Genomic DNA, 16,654 nt, shown 5'->3' with positions numbered 1-16,654 from the left:
GGGGTGGGGCATGAGTGCATCGGTCGATCTGATGGACCCGGAACTGATGGGCGACCCGTTCGGGGGATTCGCACGGCTGCGGGAGCAGGCGCCGATGGCGCGCGCGACGTTCCCCGGCGTCGATGCGCCGATCTGGCTCGTCACCCGATACGACGACGTCAAGGTGGTGCTGAGCGACCCGCGTTTCGTCAACAACCCCGCCGGCGTCCCCGGCATGGACGTGCGCGACCTCCGCGACCAGATGATCCGGGCGCGTGGCATCCCTCCGGAATACGCCAAGTATGTCCTGGACGGTGTCCTCGACGTCGACGGCGCCGACCACATCCGGCTGCGCAAGCTCGTGTCGCGTGCGTTCACCGCCCGCCGGGTCTCCGAGCTGCGGCCACGCGTGGAGGAAATCACCGAGAGCCTGCTCGACGGGCTGGACGGCGTGGTCGATCTGATGGAGCGATTCGCCTATCCCTTGCCGATCACGGTCATCTGCGAGCTGGTCGGCATCCCCGAGGAGGACCGTCCCCGGTGGCGGGAGTGGGGCAGAGCCCTCGTGTCGCTCGAACCCGGGACCTTCGCCGCGCCGCTGCGGGAGATGGTCGCGCACGTCCAGGAGCTGATCGTACGGCGTCGCGCCGAGCCCACCGGCGACCTGCTCACCGGGCTGATCCGCGCCCAGGACGAGGACGGCGACCGGCTCGGCGACACCGAGATGATCACGATGGTCCTGACGCTCGTCCTCGCCGGGCACGAGACGACCGCGCATCTGATCGGCAACGGCGTCGTCGCCCTCCTCACGCATCCCGACCAGCTCGCCCGGCTTCGCGGCGAGCCGGGCCTCCTGCCGAGAGCCGTACACGAGCTCATGCGCTGGTGCGGCCCCGTTCAGGCGACGCGGATGCGTTACGCGACCGAGGACCTCGACATCGGCGGCATGCCGGTCAGGCGGGGCGAGGCGGTCATGGCCGTGCTCGTCGCCGCCAACCACGACCCCCGCGAGTTCGACGACCCCGGACGGCTCGACCTCACCCGTCAGCGGACGGAGGCCCATGTCGGATTCGGGCAGGGCCTCCACTACTGCCTGGGCGCGGCGCTGGCCCGGCAGGAGGCGGAGGTGGCCTTCGAGGCGCTTCTCCGGCGCTTCCCCGGCCTGGCCCTGGCCGTGGAGCCGGACAAACTGGAACGTCAGCTCCTGCCCGGCTCCTGGCGGCTCGCACGGCTGCCGGTCAGGCTAGAGTCGGGCGATGACAACACCGGTTGAGCGGCTCGGCGCTGAGAAGTACGTGTCAGTCGTGACCTTCCGACGGGACGGCACGCCCGTCGCCACTCCCGTCTGGGCGGTGCGGGACGGTGACGCCCTGGTCGTCTGGACGGTCCGCGACTCCGGCAAGGTCAAGCGGATCCGCAACAACCCCGAGGTGACCGTCGCGCCCTGCGACATCCGGGGCAGGCTGCGGGGTGAGGCCGTCAGAGGTCGCGCGGAGCTGCTGCCCGACGAGCGGATCTACCATGTGGGCCGGCTCGTCATGGGCAAGTACGGCCTGGCCGGCCGGCTGACGATCTGGACGAGCAGGCTGCGGCGCGGCCCTCAGGGAACCATCGGCGTGCGGATCGTCCTAGATTAGGTCGTCCGCGGTCAGGGCGTTGAGCCGGGCGAGCATCCGCGCGAGCAGCCACACCTCGTCCTCCGGCCAGGTGTCGAGCCGCTCACGTAACGCCTTCTGGCGCGCGTCCCGGGCCCGGTGGAGCCGCTGCCGCCCCTCCTCGGTCAGGGCCAGCAGATGGGCGCGGCCATCGAGGGAGTCTGGCTCACGCCTGATCAGGCCGAGCTCCTCAAGCGCCTTGAGCTGGCGGCTGATGGTGGCCTTGCCGACGCCGAAATAGGTCGCGAGGTCGCTGGGCCGCGCCGGACCCACATCGTCAAGCCGGATCAGCAGGCCGTACGCGCCGGGCTCCAGGTCGGGATGGACCCGGCGGCCCATCTCGGCGGAGAGCGCACGGGCCCGCCGGAAGAGAACGCTGAGCTGCTGCTCGACCGAGCAGTAGGCCTCCCGCGCGCTCGCGGTGGTGGCCATCGTGGTTGTCTGGGCCTTCGTCATCGTTCCTCCAGTGCCGGCCCAATGTATCGAAGACGATCAGGCCGGCGGCAGTGTCGTCTCATGCACGGCCTGGATTTCGAGCTCTATCTTCAGTGTGGCGCCGACCAGGGCGATTCCGGCCTGCACGATCTGGTTGAAGTTCATCGCGAAGTCGTCGCGGCGCAGCTCGGCGACGGCGTGGAACGCGGCGCGCAGGCCGCCCCACAGGTCGGGGCCCGTGCCGAGGTAGGACAGGTCGAGGTCGACCGGGCGGGTGATGCCGCCGAGGGTCAGCTCGCCGTGGACCGTCCACCGGTCCGGGCCGGCGGCGGAGACGCCGCTGCCACGGTAGGTGATGGCGGGGTGCTGCTCGACGTCCAGGAAGTCGGCCGAGCGCAGGTGATCGTCGCGTGTGCCGTTGCCGGTCTCGATCGACGTCGCGTTGATCTGGGCGCTGACGGTGGACCTCTCGACGTCGGGGGCGATCTCGATGCGCGCGGCGAAGTCGCCGAAGCGTCCCCGCACGCTGGACAGCCCGAGGTGCTGGGCCGTCGCGGCGACCGTCGAGTGCGCCGGGTCGACGATCCACACGCCGGGCGGCGGCAGTTCCCTGCCGCCCTGCCGGGCGAGCACGAGGGCGCCCAGCTCGGCGGCGCCGGAGGCGGTCACCATCGCGGTCGACGCGACGGGCGCGTAACCGATCGCGGTGACGACAACGGTGTAGACGCCGGGCGGCAGCGGGCCGCTCATCACCGTGCCGTCGGTGTCCGCCTCGACCCTGGCGACCTGCTGCCCGGACATGTCGGTCACGGTGACGACGGCGTTCTGTACGGCCCAGCCGTCTCTGGTTCGGACGACGGCCTGCAGGCCGCGCCGGATGTCGGTGCTCATGCCAGGTGACCCAGCCACATGTCGTGGGCGTCCTCGCCGGTGAGGTTGACGGTGTCGGCCACGGGCGGGTAGCCGGTCGCGATGACGGTGTACTGGCCGTTCGCCAGGTCGGCGAAGCCGTACTCTCCGTCCTCGCCCGTGGTCGCGGTGCCGACGACGTTGCCCGCGGGGTCGAGCAGCGTGACGCGGGCGTCGAGCAGGGGGCCGCCGCCCTTGACGCGGACCGTGCCGCGGAGTCTGGCCCCGGGGAGCAGCTCGACATCCTGCCTGTTCTGCCCGCTTCCCACCTCCACCGGCAACGCGGCGGGCCGGTGGCCGGTGGCGCTGACCGCGAGGGTGTAGGTCCCGGCCGCCGTTCCCGTGAAGGAGAAGCCGCCGTCGGCCCCGGTCGTGCAGGAGACGACCACCTCGCCGCGCAGGTCCGTGAGGATCACCATCGCGTCCGGGACGGGCACGCCGTTTCTGTCGCGCACGGTGCCGGCGAGCCCGCCCGAGCTGGTGAGCGTCAGGTCGAAGTCGAGCGGCTGGTCACCGACCACGAGGGTCGCCACTTGTGGTTCGTGCTCGGCCGCCGAGGCGATGAGGACGAATGTGCCGCTGCCGGGAGTCCACAGGTCGTACCGGCCGCCCGCCTGCGCGGTCGCGCGGGAGAGCTGGTGCCCGCGAAGGTCGATCAGCGTCAGGTTTGCGTAGGGCACCGGGACGCCCTCGCCGTTGCGGATGAAGCCGCGGATGCTGCCGCCGGGGGTGAGCTGCGCGAGGTGGTCGGCCGCCTCCAGCATGACGGCGCTGGGAACAGGCTGGGGCTCCCGCCGTACGCGCTGGGGCAGCGGGCCGCGGTCGCCGTTGTGGGCGTGGCGGCCGTGCGGGACGGGGCTCCGGACGGGCGCGGGTGCTTCGGCCGTCGCCTGCTCGGTGTGCGCCGTGCGCAGCGGGACCTCCTTGACGAGCAGGATGACGATCAGCGCGATGAGGGCACAGGGCGCCGAGTAGAGGAACACGTCGCCGATGCCGTGGCCGTAGGAGCTCTCGACGACCTCGCGGACGGGGGCGGGCAGCGTGGAGATCTTGGGGAGGGAGCCGCCACCCGGCGTGCTGTGGACTCCCAGTCTCGCGAGGCCCTCCTCCAGATACCCGGTGATCCGGGAGGCGAGCACGGCGCCGATCGCCGCGACGCCGATCGCGCCGCCGAGGGTGCGGAAGAAGGCCACGACCGAGCTGGCCGCGCCGAGCTCGCTCGGCCTGACCTGGTTCTGCACCGCCAGGACGAGGTTCTGCATGGTGGTTCCGACGCCGATGCCGAGGAACACCATGTAGATCGCCACCTGCCAGTAGGCGGTGTCGAAACGCAGGGTTCCCATCAGGGCGAATCCGGCGGTGAGGAACAGCCCGCCGATGACCAGGAAGACCTTCCAGCGTCCGGTGCGGGTGATGATCTGGCCCGCCACGGTGGACGAGACGGCGAGACCCAAGATCATCGGCAGGGTCATGACGCCGGCCATCGTGGGCGTCTCGCCACGGGCGAGCTGGAAGTACTGGCTGAGGAAGGTCGTCGCGCCGAACATCGCGACGCCGACGAGAAGGCTCGCCACCACGGCCAGGCTCATCGTCCGGTTGCGGAACAGGCGCAGCGGGACGATCGGCTCGGCGGCCCTCGACTCCACCAGCAGGAAGAGCAGCGCCAGGACGATTGTGCCGCCGACCATGGCGGCGGTCTGCCACGAAAGCCAGTCGTACTTGTTGCCGGCGAAGGACACCCAGACGAGGAGAAGGGATGCCGAGGCGGCGATGAGCGCCGCGCCGATCCAGTCGACCTTGACCTCGCGCGTGCGGGTCGGGAGGTGCAGCGTCTTCTGCAGGACGACCAGCGCGATGACGGCGAACGGCACGCCGACGTAGAAGCACCAGCGCCAGCCGAGCCACGAGGTGTCGACGATGACGCCGCCGATGAGCGGGCCGCCGATGGTGGCGAGGGCGAAGACGGCCCCCAGATAGCCGGAGTAGCGGCCGCGCTCACGCGGCGCGATCATCACCGCCATGATGACCTGCGCCAGGGCGGTGAGGCCGCCCGCGCCGAGGCCCTGGACGACCCGGGCGGCGATCAGCATGCCGGGATTCTGCGACAGCCCGGCGATGGCCGAGCCGATGACGTAGACCACGAGGCCGGCCTGGACGAGCAGCTTCTTGCTCATCAGGTCCGCGAGCTTGCCCCAGATCGGAGTAGAGACCGTGGTCGCGAGCAAGGCCGCGGTGATCACCCAGGTGTAGGTGGTCTCGCTCGCGTGTAGATCGACGATGATCGTCGGCAGCGCGTTCGACACGACGGTCGACGACAGGATCGCCACGAACATGCCGAGGAGCAGGCCCGACAGCGCCTCCAGGATCTGCCGGTGCGTCATCGGCGCGCCCGATTCAGGCGCCGTCGTCCGCACTCTTTCTGGTACCGCGGTTGGCATCAATGTCCTTTCGCCCAATAGTTGCCTAAGGCAATCATACGGGATGGTTTCCTGAGGCAACTTATTGGATCGGGGCAAATAGGACAAATCCGGCTCCACTAGGCTTGGTTCATGGCGGGGCTGCCGATGGGGGAGCCGCTGGTCTGCTCGGCGAGGGGCTGTGGGGCCGTGGCGGTGTACGCCGTTGTCTGGAACAACCCCAAGATCCACCCGCCCGAGCGGGAGAAGGTCTGGATGGCCTGCGAGGACCACCGCCAGTCGCTCGCCGACTTCCTCGACGCGCGCGGGTTCCTCCGCCGGGTGGATCCCCTGTAGGTCCGAACTCCTCTCGGAACCTCCTTCGTGGGCATTGACGCGCAAAGCCGCAGCTTCTAGCATCCCGCTAACCGTCTAGAAACTATCCAGACGATTAAGGATGAAGCCGATGCCGGCCGGTAGCCCCCGATTCCTGCGGACCCTCAACGAGCGCGCCACCCTGGAGTTGCTCCTGGGCCGCGGGCCGCTCACCCGTGGCGAACTGGAGAGCCTCACCGGCCTGTCGAAAGCCGCCACGGCCGAGGTGCTCCGGCGTCTGGAGTCGGCTCGGCTCGTGCGCAAGGGCGGCCGGAAGCCGGGCAGCGCGGGCCCGGCCGCCCACATGTGGACCCTGGACGGGTCCTCCTCCTACGTCGCGGGAGTGGACGTCACACCGTCCGCCCTCGACGTGGCGGTGGCCGATCTCACCGGCGAGATCGTCGGGGAGCGCCGCATACCGACGCCGGAGCCGTACGACGCGATCGAGACGTTGTCCGCCGCCCTCACGGACGCCACCACGGCCGCGGGCATCCAGGTGAGCGATCTCGACCGGATCATCATCGGGATGCCCGGAGTCGTGGACGTCAACGGCGACCGGCTGGCCTCGGCGATCCAGGTGCCGAGCTGGAGCGACGTGCACCCGCTCGGTCCGCTCCGCGCCGCGCTCGGCAACGACCGGGTCCACATGGAGAACGACGTCAACCTCGTCGCCGTGGAGGAGATGGTCAAGGGCGCGGCCGTCGGCGCCGAGAACTTCGTGCTCTTCTGGCTGGGCCAGGGGATCGGCGCGGGAGTCGTGCTCAAGGGCGCGCTCTGGCGCGGCGCCACCGGCCGGAGCGGCGAGATCGGCTCGGTCGTGGTGCCCGACCCCGTGGAGGTGGGCCGCGTCTTCGGGCCGGAGGGCGGCCCGCTCGACCAGATCCTCGGCGCGGAGGCCGTCGCCGCGCTGGCCCAGGCACACGGTCTCGGGGCGGATGACGCGATAACGGGCGGTCACCCCGCCTTCCTCGCCGACCTCGCCGCCCGTGTCGCCGTCGCGCTGACCGGCGTCATCGGGGTCCTCGACCCCGACCTGGTGGTTCTCGGGGGGCCACTGTGCCGTGCCGGCGGCAAGGCGTTACGCGAGCGGGTCGCCGCCCGGCTCGCGGGCACGCCGCTGGCTCAGACCCCGCTCGCGACCAGCACGGTGAGCGGCAACGCCGTACGGGCGGGCGCGGTCGAGTTCGCCCTTTCCCTGGCCCGTGAGCAGCTCTTCACCGCCGGCACAGCCGGTCGGTAGAACCCCCAATGAGGTAGACATGCGCCACACCGTCACCCGTCACCCCGCCTTCTGCCCCCACGTCTCCCGCGAGCCCGTCTCCCGCCCCGTTACCCGTCGCGCCTTCATCGGAGGCGCGGGCGTCCTCGCCCTGGGTGTCGCGGCGACCGCCTGCGGATCCACCACCCCGTCGAAGACCTCGCCCTCCGGCCGGCCGGCCGGAACCGCGCTCGTGACGCTCGTCGCCGAGAGCAGCCGCAACTTCACCCGCAACTTCAACCCGTTCTCCCCGACCTCGCGCTGGGCCGCCCTCAAGGCCATGTACGAGCCGCTGATGATCAACAACTCGGCCACCGGCAAGCTGGACCCCTGGATCGCGAGCAAGGCCGAGTGGAACGGCCCCACGCGGCTCGACCTGACGCTCAGGAACGACGTGAAGTGGTCCGACGGGAAGTCGTTCCAGGCGTCCGACGTCGTGTTCACGTTCGAGCTGATGAAGCGGAACAAGGGCCTGATCGGGCCCGCGTCGGGGGCCTGGGAGGACTACCTCGCCTCGGTCGAGGCGGTCGACCCGGCGACCGTGCGCTTCACCCTGACGAAGCCGTACTCGCCCGCGCTCTACATCCTGGTCAGCCAGTTCGTGGTGCCCGAGCACGTCTGGTCGTCGATCCCCGACCCGGTCAAGCACACCAATCCCGACCCCGTCGCCACCGGCCCGTTCACGGTCGTCAAGAGCTTCCAGCCCCAGCGGTACCAGCTCACCGCCAACCCCCACTACTGGCAGAAGCTCGGCGTCGGCGGCCTCAACATCCCGGCCTTCTCCGGCAACGACCAGATCAGCGCGGCCACGATCGGCGGCCAGATCGACTGGGGCGGCCTGGTCCCCGACCCGGACAAGACCTTCGTCTCGCGCGATCCCCAGCACTTCGGCTACTGGTGGCCGCGCACGACCTGCGTCTATCTCATGCTCAACACCGAGAAGAAGCCGTTCGACGACGTCCGCGTCCGCAAGGCGGTCAGCCTGGCGCTCGACCGGCAGCGGATGATCGACATCGCCGTCTGGGGCAAGAGCGCCCCGGCGAACGCCACGGGCCTGCCGAGCGGGCCGTACAAGGACTGGATCGACCCCGCCGTGGTCCAGGAGGGCGCGTCGTGGGTCGGCCACGACGCCGCGAAGGCGGGCGCGCTGCTCGACGAGGCGGGGCTCAAGAAGGGCGCCGACGGATTCCGCACGCTGCCCGACGGCACGCCGCTCAAGCTCTCGATCATCGTGCCGACCGGCTGGAACGACTGGATCTCCTCCTCGCAGTGCGTCGCAGACAACCTCAAGGAGGTCGGCATCCGGGTCGAGCTCAAGACCATCGCCTACGAAACCTGGACCGACTCCACCTACCAGGGCAGGTTCGACCTGACCCTGGGCAGCGCGGAGCGGACGGCCACGCCGTTCGAGTTCTTCCGCGGCATGATGTCGAGCGCGACCTACAAGCCCGTCGGCACGGCCTCCGCGCTCAACGTCCAGCGGTACAAGAGCGCCGAGGCGGACAAGCTGCTCGCGGAGTTCGCCGCCACTCCGGATCTCGCCGCCCAGCAGGCGCTCTCCAAGCAGTTGGAGGCCCTGTTCTCCCGCGAGGCCCCGGTCGTCCCGCTCTACGAGCAGCCCGACTGGGGGCTGTACAACACCCGGCGCGTCACCGGCTTCCCCACCGAGAAGGATCCGTACGCGCCGCTCACCCTCCAGAGCACCCCGTCGACGTTCCTCGTCTACCCGAAGCTGCGGTCGGTGTAGCCGGTGTACCTCCTGCGCAGGCTGGGCTTCTACGCGCTCGCGGCCTTCGTCGCGGTCAGCGTGAACTTCTTCCTCCCGCGGCTCGCCCCCGGAGATCCGGCGAGCACGATGTTCGCCAACTACTCGACCCAGCTCACCCCGGCGGCGCTGGACGGGCTCCGGGAGGCGTACGGGCTCACCGACGACCCGCTCGTCGTGCAGTACGGCCGCTACCTGTGGGCCCTCCTGCACGGCGACCTCGGGGTGTCGCTGTCGCAGTTCCCGTCACCGGTGACCGACGTCATCGCGACCGGGCTCGGCTGGTCGATCCTCCTCGGCGTGGTGAGCGTCGCGGCGAGCTTCGTCATCGGCTGCGCGCTCGGGGCGGTGGCCGCCTGGCGCAGGTCGGGGATCGTCGACCGGGTCGCGCCGCCGAGCCTGATCTTCGTCGGCTCCTTTCCCTACTTCTTCCTGGCGCTGCTCCTGATGTACCTGCTGGCGTTCGACTGGGGCGTGTTCCCGCTCGGGCACGCCTACGACGACGGCCTGGAGCCGGCGCTCACGCTGGAGTTCGCCGGGAGCGTGGCCACCCATCTGGCCCTGCCCGTCTTCACCATCGTGCTGGTGTCGGTCGGAAGCTGGACGCTGAACATGCGCAACGCGATGGTCGGCGTCCTGTCCGAGGACTACCTGACGCTCGCCGAGGCGAAGGGCCTCGCGCCCCGGCACATCCTGCTGCGGCACGCGGTGCGCAACGCGCTGCTCCCCAACGTGACCATGCTGGGGATGGCCGTCGGCATGGTCTTCAGCGGGCAGATCCTCACCGAGATCGTCTTCTCCTATCCCGGCCTCGGCTTCCTGCTCCTTCAGGCCGTCACGACCGTGGACTATCCGCTCATGCAGGCGCTCTTTCTGATCATCACACTGTCGGTCCTGGCCGCGAACTTCATCGTGGACTCTCTGTACGCCCTGCTCGACCCGCGCGTCCGGCAGGTGGTGGCGGCATGAGGTTCGGGGTCGTCACCCTCGTCCTGCTGGCGCTCTGCGCGGCCCTCGGCCCGCCGCTGGCGCCCTACGACCCCGCGAAGGGCGTGGGCGGCATCAACGAGCCGCCGTCGGCGGCCCACCTGTTCGGCACCACCGGCCAGGGGCAGGACGTGCTCAGCCAGTTCCTGTACGGCTGCCGCGTCTCGCTGCTCATCGCGTTCGCGGTCGCCCTGATCACGACGCTCATCAGCCTCGCGGTCGGCCTGCTCGCGGCCTACGCCGGCGGCCGGACCGACGACGTGCTCTCGTCGCTGACCAATGTGTTCCTCGTGCTGCCCGGCCTGCCGCTCATCGTGGTGCTGGCCGCGTTCCTCCCTCCCGGGCCGGTGACGATCGTCGCGGTGCTGAGCCTCACCGGATGGGCGTTCGGCGCGCGGCTGTTCCGCTCGCAGGCGCTCAGCCTGCGGCAGCGGGAGTTCATCGCCGCCGCGCGGCTGGCGGGGGAGTCGCGGTGGCGCGTCCTCGCGGTCGAGTTGCTGCCCAACATGCTGTCGATCGTCGCCGCCTTCTTCGTCAACCAGGTGATCTTCGCCGTGGGCGCCGAGGCGTCGCTGGAGTTCCTCGGACTCGGCGACAGCGGTCAGGTGACCTGGGGCACCATGCTGTTCTGGGCGCAGAACGGCTCGGCGCTCCTGCAGGGCGCGTGGTGGACGTTCGTCATCCCCGGCCTCGGCATCGCGCTGACGGCCTTCTCGCTCGCCCTGATCAACCACGCCGTGGACGAGCGGACCAACCCCCGGCTCCGGGCCTCCGACCTGCTCCGCCAGGCCATCGGCATGCGGCAGCGGAGCGCCGTGCTCGTGACTCCGGTGGTGCGCGATGCCTGATCTGCTGCGAGTCCGCGACCTGCGGGTGCGGTACGCCGCGGAGTCCGGGTCCGTGAGCGTCGTCGACGGCCTCGACCTCGACGTGGCCGAGGGCGAGTTCCTCGGCCTGGCGGGGGAGTCGGGCTGCGGCAAGTCGACCGTCGCCCAGGCGCTCACCCGCCTGCTGCGCCCGCCCGGCTACATCACGGGCGGCCAGGTCCTGGTCGACGGCGCGGATGTCCTCACCATGAGCGACGCCGAGGTGAGGGACCTCCGCTGGCGGGTGGTCTCGATGGTGATGCAGAACTCGCTCAACGCGCTCAACCCCGTGCTGCGGATCGAGCGGCAGCTCGCCGAGGCCCTCGGGCGGGGACACGCGCCCGGCCGGAGCCCCGCCGACCTGCTCGACCTGGTGGGCATCGACCGGCGCAGGGTCCGCGCGTACCCGCACGAGCTGTCCGGCGGGATGCGGCAGCGGGTCGCCATCGCGATGGCCCTCGCCCTCCGTCCCCGCCTGGTCGTCATGGACGAGCCCACCACCGCGCTGGACGTCGTCGTCCAGCACGAGCTGATCGGCCAGATCAGGGCGCTCCAGGCCGAGCTCGGCTTCGCCGTGCTGTTCATCACGCACGACCTGCCGCTCCTCCTGGAGACCGCCGATCGGGTCGCCGTCATGTACGCCGGGAGGCTCTGCGAGGTGGCGAAGGCCGCCGACTTCCGGCTGAGCCAGGAACACCCCTACTCGCGGAGGCTGGTCGCGTCGGTGCCCGGCCTCGGGAAGGGGCGGATAGCCGGGCTGCCCGGCAGGCCGCCCGACCCGCAGGCTCCGCCGCCCGGCTGCCGGTTCCATCCCCGCTGCCCGGTCGCGGTGGACGTCTGCCGGACCGAGCAGCCCGCGCTGCTTCCGCTTGGGGACCGCGTGGTCGCGTGTTGGGAGGCGTCATGAGCGAGGCCGTTGTGACGGCGCGCGGGCTGAGGAAGGACTTCGGCCCGGTGAAGGCGGTCCGCGACGTCTCCCTGGCGGTCGATCCCGCCGAGATCGTCGCGGTTGTGGGGGAGTCGGGGAGCGGCAAGACCACGCTCGGCCGGATCATCGTGGGCCTCACGCGCCCGTCCGAGGGATCGGTGACGGTCTCCGGACGGCCACAGATGATCTTCCAGGACGTCTTCGGGTCGCTCAACCCGGCCCACGACATCGGCCACCACCTCCGCCGGGCCGTGATCCGGTCCGGGCGGCGCGTCCCGGACGTGGACAGGGAGGTGGTCACGCTCCTGGAGCGCGTCGGGCTGGGGGAGCGGTTCGTCCGGCGGCGCCCGCACGAGCTCTCCGGAGGCGAGCGCCAGCGCGTCGGCACGGCCCGCGCGCTCGCGTCCGCGCCCCGGCTGATCGTCGCCGACGAGCCCGTCTCCATGCTCGACATGTCGGTCCGGGTGGAGATCCTCAACCTCATGGCCCGCCTGCGTGACGACGAGGGCGTGGCGCTCCTCTACATCACCCACGACCTGGTCAGCGCCCGCTACCTCGCCGACCGGGTGGTGGTCATGTTCGCGGGCTACGCCGTCGAGTCGGCGCCGGCGGAGGAGCTGCTCGACGACCCCCGGCACCCGTACACGCGGCTGCTGCTCGCGTCGGTTCCCGGATCGTCCCTGGACCCGGCGCCAGCGGCGGGGACCGTACAGGCCGGGGAGGCGGGCTGCCCGTTCGCCGCGCGCTGCCCGGTCGCCGTGGCCGAGTGCGGCCGCACCATGCCCCCGGTCGCGCCACTCGCCACCGAGCCTTCCCCGGGCCGGTGGCTCCGCTGCCACGTGGAAGGAGCCCCGCTATGAAGGTCGGGATCGACGGCCGCAAGTTCCCCGCCGAGGGGCGCGGCCCGCTCGACCTGCTCGTCCGCTGTCACGAGCTGGGATACGACGGGGTGTTCTTCCGGACCGTCCTCGACGTCACGCCGGCCCTGGACAAGGGGCTGCTGGCCGACCTGCGCGACCTCGCCGGCGATCTCGGCCTCTATCTGGAGATGGGGCTCGGGAAGGTCAATCCGTACAACACGGCGGAGGCGCCCGAGGTGCGCGCGGCCGGCGACGGCGACTACCTCCTCGGGATGACCCGGATGGTCGAGGCGTGCGCGGCGGCCGGATGCGTGTCGCTGTGGTGCGACACCGCCAACTACCAGCGGCACGAGTGGGGCCTGCAGGCCAACGACCGGTTCCGCACCGACGTCGTCTGGGAGGACCAGCTGGAGGCGACGCGGAAGTTCCTCCTCAGGCTGGCGCCCGTCGTGCGGGACCACGGCGCCTGGCTGGCCATGGAGACCCACGAGGAGATCACCACCACCGAGATCCTGCGCCTGGCGGACGCCGTCGACGTCCTGGGCGTGACCCTCGACCTCGCCAACGTCGTCGTCCGCGGGGAGGACCCCGTCGCCGCGACCCGGCGCCTCGGCCCGCTCGTCCGCAAGACCCACATGCGCGACGTGACCCTGTTCCAGACGCCGCGCGGCCTCGAACGCCAGATCCGCGCCTGCGGCGACGGGGTCATCGACTGGCACGCCGTGCTGGCGGAGCTGGACCCATCGGTCAACCTCACCATCGAGAACGCCACGTCCCGCGACTGGAACGACATCCCGATCTACGACCCTTCCTGGCGGCGGGCCCATCCCGACCTCGACGTTGGAGAGCTCCTCGAACTGGTCCGCCTCGCGCGGCTGTGCGAGGAGCGGGTCCGGGAAGGCGTCATGCCGGGGCCCGACGACTACTACACCGACCCCTACGGCGTCGACCGGCAGCTCGCGTTCATCGCGCGCTCCGCCGAGACGCTGCGCGCGATCAGAAAGGAAACCCAATGACCAAGGTCCTCGTTGTGGGCGCCCACCCGGATGAGGCGGACATGTACGCCGGAGGGACGGCGGCCGCGCTCGCGAGGGAGGGTCACGCGGTCAAGTTCCTGTCGCTGACCAACGGCGACGCCGGTCACTTCGCGCTGGAGCGCATCACCCTCGCCCGGCGCCGCGCCAAGGAGGCGGTCCGCGCGGCCGAGCACCTCGGCGTCCTCGAATACCAGATCTGGGACACCCACGACGGCGAGCTGGAAGCCTCGATCGAAATTCGCAAGAGGGTGATCGAGGTGATCCGCGACTGGCGCGCCGACGTGGTCATCGCGTTCCACGACGACTGCGCCGGGCACCCCGACAACCGGGCTGCCGGGCGCGTCGTGCGGGACGCCGTCGCGTTCTGCTCCGTGCCGAACGTCGTGCCGGACAAGCCCGCGCTCGACCGCGCGCCGCTGTGCCTGCTGATGACCGACTACGGCACGGGCGACTGCCACCGGCACGACGTGGCCGTCGACGTGGACGGCGTGATGGAGGAGAAGCTCCTCGCGTGCGCCGCCCACGCGACGCAGTTCTTCGAGTTCGCGCCGTTCGAGCGCGGGTTCCTCGACCAGGTGCCCCCGGAGGACTCCTGGCCGGAGCGGCGCGAGTTCGTGCTGACCCACTGGGCGGAGTTCATGCTGGCCGGAGACCCCATGCGGCCGGCCCTGGCCCGCTTCTACGGGGACGAGCACGCCGAGAAGGTCCGCCACGCCGAGACGTTCAAGCTCGCCGGCTACGGCCGCCAGGCCACGGACGCCGAGATCCGCCGGCTGCTGCCGCTATTCGGAGGGTAGGAGATCCCACTCCTCCCAGGACAGGTCCCTCCCCGGCCAGCGGACCTCGGCGTACGGCCAGGCATCGCGGAGCCAGGCGCGGACGACCCGCTCCAGCTCCTCCTCCAGGCCGGTGTCCTCCTCGTCGGCGCGTACCCAGAACGACACGTCGGCGTCGGCTCCCCGCTTCTCGGGAGGGTCGATGTACACGCATCCGAGCAGGCGCGACCCGTCGGGGCTCACCACGGCGTAGTTGAACGACCGGCGGAGCCTGGCCTCCTTCTGGTGCCAGGCCAGGTCGACGAGGTTGTCCTCCAGCGTCATGGCCGGGGGCGGCCAGCCCCACAGCGGGAAGCGCTCCCGCAGCCGGGCCGCGCTGCTCATCACGGCGTCGAAGTCGCGCACGGCGTCGTGCACGGTGATCGGCCGGATGTGGAAGCGCTCGTGCTCCACACCGGCCGGGATCTCATGGGTTCTCGGTAGGAACGGCATGCGGCCCAGCCTGGCCCGGCCGTCTTGGCGCGGGCTGGGTGACCGCTTGGCGTCACGGGACGATGCGCAGAGCGGGCCGCTGGTCGGGCATGCCGAGCAGCTCGCGGACCCGGGGAATCGGCCAGGCCAGCTGGGCGGCGAGCCGCGGCATGGTCAGGCCGGTCTCGGCGACGGCGAGGTCGAACGCCTGGCGGAGCAGCATCGGCTGCTCGCCGGGATAGCCGCTTATCGGCTCGGCGGCGAATCCGGGCTGGTCGCGCAGCGTCTTGAGCCGCTGGTAGGCCCGGCCCGCGGCGGAGTCGGAGATCAGGCCCACCTCCCGGCACCGGTACAGCAGGGAGTCGACCGACACGCCCCAGGTGTGCTTGAGCTCGACGAGCCTCCGCAGGTCGAGCCGTTTGGGCAGCTCCGGGAGGATGCTGTCGCGCGGGGTGAGGAACTCCGCGGCGAAGACGTCGGCCTCCCGCTCCTGCTGGGTGTCTCCGGAGGCGGTGTCCCCGTGCAGGACCAGATGGCCCAGCTCGTGCGCCGCGGTGAACCGGTAGCGGTGGATGTCGTCGAACCGGTTGGCGGTGAGGACGACGATCGGCCGGGGCAGCTGGGACGTGGAGAACGCGTCGACCGTGGCGGCGTCCTCGTCCGGGGGCGGGAAGACCACGATGATCCCGTGGGCCTCCAGGTGCCGGACGATGTGGGACAGCGGCCCGGCGCCCAGCCCCCAGAGCCGGCGCAGGGCGCGGGCGGCCTCGGCGGGGTCACGGGCCAGGGGGTGGACCTCGCCGCCCGAGAATCCGGGCAGGTCCACGTGCGGCAGCCGTACGCGTCGTTCGAGGGCGTGCGCGAGCTCCCACACCTGCTCGACGAACGCGACCGCCTTGGCCCGCTGGTGGGCCCGGGTCGAGCGCAGGCTCCGGAAATGGGCCATGGACCCGTCGAGCTTGCCGTGCGGGCGGCCCATCAGGAAGAACGCCAACGGGACGCCGAGAACGCCGGCGAGGCGGGGGACCAGGTCGCCCCTCGGGCGGGTCATGCCGGTCTCGTACTGTCCCACGGCGGCGGGCGTGACACCGATCCGCTCGGCGAGGTCCTTCTTCGTCATCCCGGCCAGACGCCGGGCCTGGGTGAGCCGCGCGGGGTCGAAGGCGTCCGCCACGGCCTGCGGGCTAGGGGCGCTCATCGCCGCCGGCGACCGCGGTCCGCTGGGACTCCCTCGGGCTCAGGCCGAGGTCCGGAACGGCGCCGTGGTCGAAGCGCGTGGCGGTGCCGGGCTGAGCCGGTAGAAGGGTCGCGGTGTGAGCCGTCAGGAGCGGGATCGGCTCGTAGTGATGCCATCGGAGCCTGCCGAACTCGTCGATCAGCTCCGCCTCGCCCCAGTAGAGCCGGAGCAGCCCCGCCTGGGCGTTGCCCGCGTAGGCGACGGGGACGAGACGGGTGTCGTCCGGGAGGCCGGCCAGAGTGGGACGGACCTCCGCGAGCTCGGCCTCGTCCTCGAGGGTCAGCTGCCGGTAGGACGCCGCCGGGCCGTACCGGGTGAACAGCTCTCTGGCCAGCGCGGAGATGCGGCCGTCGGTGACCCGGGCCTCCGTGATGGGCGTGGTGTCGTCCTCGCCGTAGCGGAACGGCAGCAGCAGGTTGCCGTCGAGGACCACCAGGTGATGCGGCGAGCCGTAGGGCTTGACCATCTGGAAGCCCGGCTCGTTGCGGAAGCCCTCGACCAGCGCCTCGTAGCGCCTGGTCATCATGGTCTGCCCATAAGGGAAGCGCTTGTCGCTGCGGGACCACCGCTGCGCGTCCTGCGCGTTGCCCATGGCCTCCAGCAGCGACGTGACGAGCTGCTGTCGCACGAAGTCGGCGCGGTCGCCGAAGCGCCCCACGGCCCATGAGGACGTTTCGAAGCTCATCGGCAACCCCCGTTTCCACTTGGCCCAGCATCAGA

The 16,654-nt window shown here is 71.1% G+C and carries 17 protein-coding genes; 11 read left to right on the top strand and 6 right to left on the bottom strand.

Annotated elements, in window-relative coordinates; all coding sequences use genetic code 11:
* The first annotated feature begins 10 nt into the window (after window positions 1-10).
* Together N5079_RS11225 and N5079_RS11220 are read left to right on the top strand one after the other, a co-directional pair.
* Entirely contained in the window at window positions 11-1,252 is a 1,242-nt protein-coding gene (locus N5079_RS11225; protein ID WP_261583566.1) for a cytochrome P450 family protein, read from the top strand.
* Window positions 1,236-1,616, top strand: a complete 381-nt coding sequence (locus N5079_RS11220; protein WP_261583565.1) for a PPOX class F420-dependent oxidoreductase — start codon at window positions 1,236-1,238, stop codon at window positions 1,614-1,616. Before N5079_RS11225 ends, N5079_RS11220 begins: the two co-directional genes overlap by 17 nt.
* On the opposite strand, the gene N5079_RS11215 is transcribed toward N5079_RS11220, so the two are convergent.
* Genes N5079_RS11215 through N5079_RS11205 form a run of 3 tightly spaced genes read right to left on the bottom strand, consistent with a single transcriptional unit; the run spans window position 1,608 to window position 5,359 of the window.
* Entirely contained in the window at window positions 1,608-2,090 is a 483-nt protein-coding gene (locus N5079_RS11215; protein WP_261583564.1) for a MarR family winged helix-turn-helix transcriptional regulator, read from the bottom strand. The two genes, N5079_RS11220 and N5079_RS11215, sit on opposite strands and share 9 nt — an antisense overlap.
* Window positions 2,091-2,126: 36 nt before the next feature.
* The gene (locus tag N5079_RS11210) at window positions 2,127-2,960 is read right to left on the bottom strand and encodes a YceI family protein (protein ID WP_261583563.1); all 834 of its coding nucleotides are present in this window, start codon (window positions 2,958-2,960) and stop codon (window positions 2,127-2,129) included.
* Window positions 2,957-5,359 carry an MFS transporter gene (locus tag N5079_RS11205; RefSeq protein WP_261583562.1) on the bottom strand — a complete coding sequence of 801 codons (2,403 nt, stop codon included), beginning with the start codon at window positions 5,357-5,359 and terminating at the stop codon, window positions 2,957-2,959. Before N5079_RS11205 ends, N5079_RS11210 begins: the two co-directional genes overlap by 4 nt.
* Window positions 5,360-5,527: 168 nt before the next feature.
* Between N5079_RS11205 and N5079_RS11200 the strand changes: the two genes are divergently transcribed.
* The 9 genes from N5079_RS11200 (at window position 5,528) to N5079_RS11160 (ending at window position 14,247) form a co-directional block, all read left to right on the top strand.
* Window positions 5,528-5,731 (top strand): hypothetical protein, encoded by a 204-nt coding sequence (locus N5079_RS11200; protein ID WP_261583561.1) that lies wholly within the window; start codon window positions 5,528-5,530, stop codon window positions 5,729-5,731.
* A 109-nt stretch (window positions 5,732-5,840) separates the two neighbouring features.
* On the top strand, window positions 5,841-6,989 hold the full coding sequence (locus N5079_RS11195; RefSeq protein WP_261583560.1) for an ROK family transcriptional regulator: 1,149 nt from the start codon (window positions 5,841-5,843) through the stop codon (window positions 6,987-6,989).
* Window positions 6,990-7,008: 19 nt separating this feature from the next.
* Window positions 7,009-8,754, top strand: a complete 1,746-nt coding sequence (locus N5079_RS11190; protein ID WP_261583559.1) for an ABC transporter substrate-binding protein — start codon at window positions 7,009-7,011, stop codon at window positions 8,752-8,754.
* A 3-nt stretch (window positions 8,755-8,757) separates the two neighbouring features.
* Entirely contained in the window at window positions 8,758-9,741 is a 984-nt protein-coding gene (locus tag N5079_RS11185) for an ABC transporter permease (protein ID WP_261583558.1), read from the top strand.
* A complete protein-coding gene (locus N5079_RS11180) occupies window positions 9,738-10,607 on the top strand; it encodes an ABC transporter permease (RefSeq protein WP_261583557.1) in 870 nt (289 codons plus the stop codon). Before N5079_RS11185 ends, N5079_RS11180 begins: the two co-directional genes overlap by 4 nt.
* Entirely contained in the window at window positions 10,600-11,532 is a 933-nt protein-coding gene (locus N5079_RS11175) for an ABC transporter ATP-binding protein (protein WP_261583556.1), read from the top strand. The genes N5079_RS11180 and N5079_RS11175 overlap by 8 nt, the downstream gene beginning before the upstream one ends.
* Complete coding sequence (locus tag N5079_RS11170; protein WP_261583555.1) at window positions 11,529-12,413, top strand: ABC transporter ATP-binding protein; 885 nt, start codon at window positions 11,529-11,531, stop codon at window positions 12,411-12,413. Before N5079_RS11175 ends, N5079_RS11170 begins: the two co-directional genes overlap by 4 nt.
* Complete coding sequence (locus N5079_RS11165) at window positions 12,410-13,429, top strand: sugar phosphate isomerase/epimerase family protein (protein WP_261583554.1); 1,020 nt, start codon at window positions 12,410-12,412, stop codon at window positions 13,427-13,429. The genes N5079_RS11170 and N5079_RS11165 overlap by 4 nt, the downstream gene beginning before the upstream one ends.
* The gene (locus tag N5079_RS11160; protein WP_261583553.1) at window positions 13,426-14,247 is read left to right on the top strand and encodes a PIG-L deacetylase family protein; all 822 of its coding nucleotides are present in this window, start codon (window positions 13,426-13,428) and stop codon (window positions 14,245-14,247) included. The genes N5079_RS11165 and N5079_RS11160 overlap by 4 nt, the downstream gene beginning before the upstream one ends.
* Here the strand turns inward: N5079_RS11160 and N5079_RS11155 are convergent.
* From N5079_RS11155 to N5079_RS11145, 3 genes are read right to left on the bottom strand one after another with little or no spacing between them, the layout of a single operon-like run.
* A complete protein-coding gene (locus N5079_RS11155) occupies window positions 14,233-14,718 on the bottom strand; it encodes a GNAT family N-acetyltransferase (protein WP_261583552.1) in 486 nt (161 codons plus the stop codon). The genes N5079_RS11160 and N5079_RS11155 overlap by 15 nt on opposite strands.
* Window positions 14,719-14,770: 52 nt before the next feature.
* Window positions 14,771-15,895 (bottom strand): helix-turn-helix domain-containing protein, encoded by a 1,125-nt coding sequence (locus N5079_RS11150; RefSeq protein WP_261583551.1) that lies wholly within the window; start codon window positions 15,893-15,895, stop codon window positions 14,771-14,773.
* Window positions 15,882-16,619 (bottom strand): hypothetical protein, encoded by a 738-nt coding sequence (locus tag N5079_RS11145; RefSeq protein ID WP_261583550.1) that lies wholly within the window; start codon window positions 16,617-16,619, stop codon window positions 15,882-15,884. Before N5079_RS11145 ends, N5079_RS11150 begins: the two co-directional genes overlap by 14 nt.
* Between the last annotated feature and the right edge of the window lie 35 nt (window positions 16,620-16,654).

Origin of the sequence: Planotetraspora sp. A-T 1434 (genome assembly GCF_025420585.1) — a bacterium.
Classification (GTDB): Bacteria; Actinomycetota; Actinomycetes; order Streptosporangiales; family Streptosporangiaceae; genus JAOEGB01.
Note: the sequence above shows the minus strand (reverse complement) of the source record. Positions and strands in the feature narration are given on the sequence as shown.

Coding starts and splice junctions, on each gene's coding strand:
- N5079_RS11210 (WP_261583563.1), bottom strand. CDS start 2,960: ATGAGCACCGACATCCGGCGCGGCCTGCAGGCCGTCGTCCGAACCAGA.
- N5079_RS11160 (WP_261583553.1), top strand. CDS start 13,426: ATGACCAAGGTCCTCGTTGTGGGCGCCCACCCGGATGAGGCGGACATG.
- N5079_RS11200 (WP_261583561.1), top strand. CDS start 5,528: ATGGCGGGGCTGCCGATGGGGGAGCCGCTGGTCTGCTCGGCGAGGGGC.
- N5079_RS11175 (WP_261583556.1), top strand. CDS start 10,600: ATGCCTGATCTGCTGCGAGTCCGCGACCTGCGGGTGCGGTACGCCGCG.
- N5079_RS11215 (WP_261583564.1), bottom strand. CDS start 2,090: ATGACGAAGGCCCAGACAACCACGATGGCCACCACCGCGAGCGCGCGG.
- N5079_RS11190 (WP_261583559.1), top strand. CDS start 7,009: ATGCGCCACACCGTCACCCGTCACCCCGCCTTCTGCCCCCACGTCTCC.
- N5079_RS11180 (WP_261583557.1), top strand. CDS start 9,738: ATGAGGTTCGGGGTCGTCACCCTCGTCCTGCTGGCGCTCTGCGCGGCC.
- N5079_RS11155 (WP_261583552.1), bottom strand. CDS start 14,718: ATGCCGTTCCTACCGAGAACCCATGAGATCCCGGCCGGTGTGGAGCAC.
- N5079_RS11170 (WP_261583555.1), top strand. CDS start 11,529: ATGAGCGAGGCCGTTGTGACGGCGCGCGGGCTGAGGAAGGACTTCGGC.
- N5079_RS11150 (WP_261583551.1), bottom strand. CDS start 15,895: ATGAGCGCCCCTAGCCCGCAGGCCGTGGCGGACGCCTTCGACCCCGCG.
- N5079_RS11220 (WP_261583565.1), top strand. CDS start 1,236: ATGACAACACCGGTTGAGCGGCTCGGCGCTGAGAAGTACGTGTCAGTC.
- N5079_RS11165 (WP_261583554.1), top strand. CDS start 12,410: ATGAAGGTCGGGATCGACGGCCGCAAGTTCCCCGCCGAGGGGCGCGGC.
- N5079_RS11225 (WP_261583566.1), top strand. CDS start 11: ATGAGTGCATCGGTCGATCTGATGGACCCGGAACTGATGGGCGACCCG.
- N5079_RS11145 (WP_261583550.1), bottom strand. CDS start 16,619: ATGAGCTTCGAAACGTCCTCATGGGCCGTGGGGCGCTTCGGCGACCGC.
- N5079_RS11205 (WP_261583562.1), bottom strand. CDS start 5,359: ATGACGCACCGGCAGATCCTGGAGGCGCTGTCGGGCCTGCTCCTCGGC.
- N5079_RS11195 (WP_261583560.1), top strand. CDS start 5,841: ATGCCGGCCGGTAGCCCCCGATTCCTGCGGACCCTCAACGAGCGCGCC.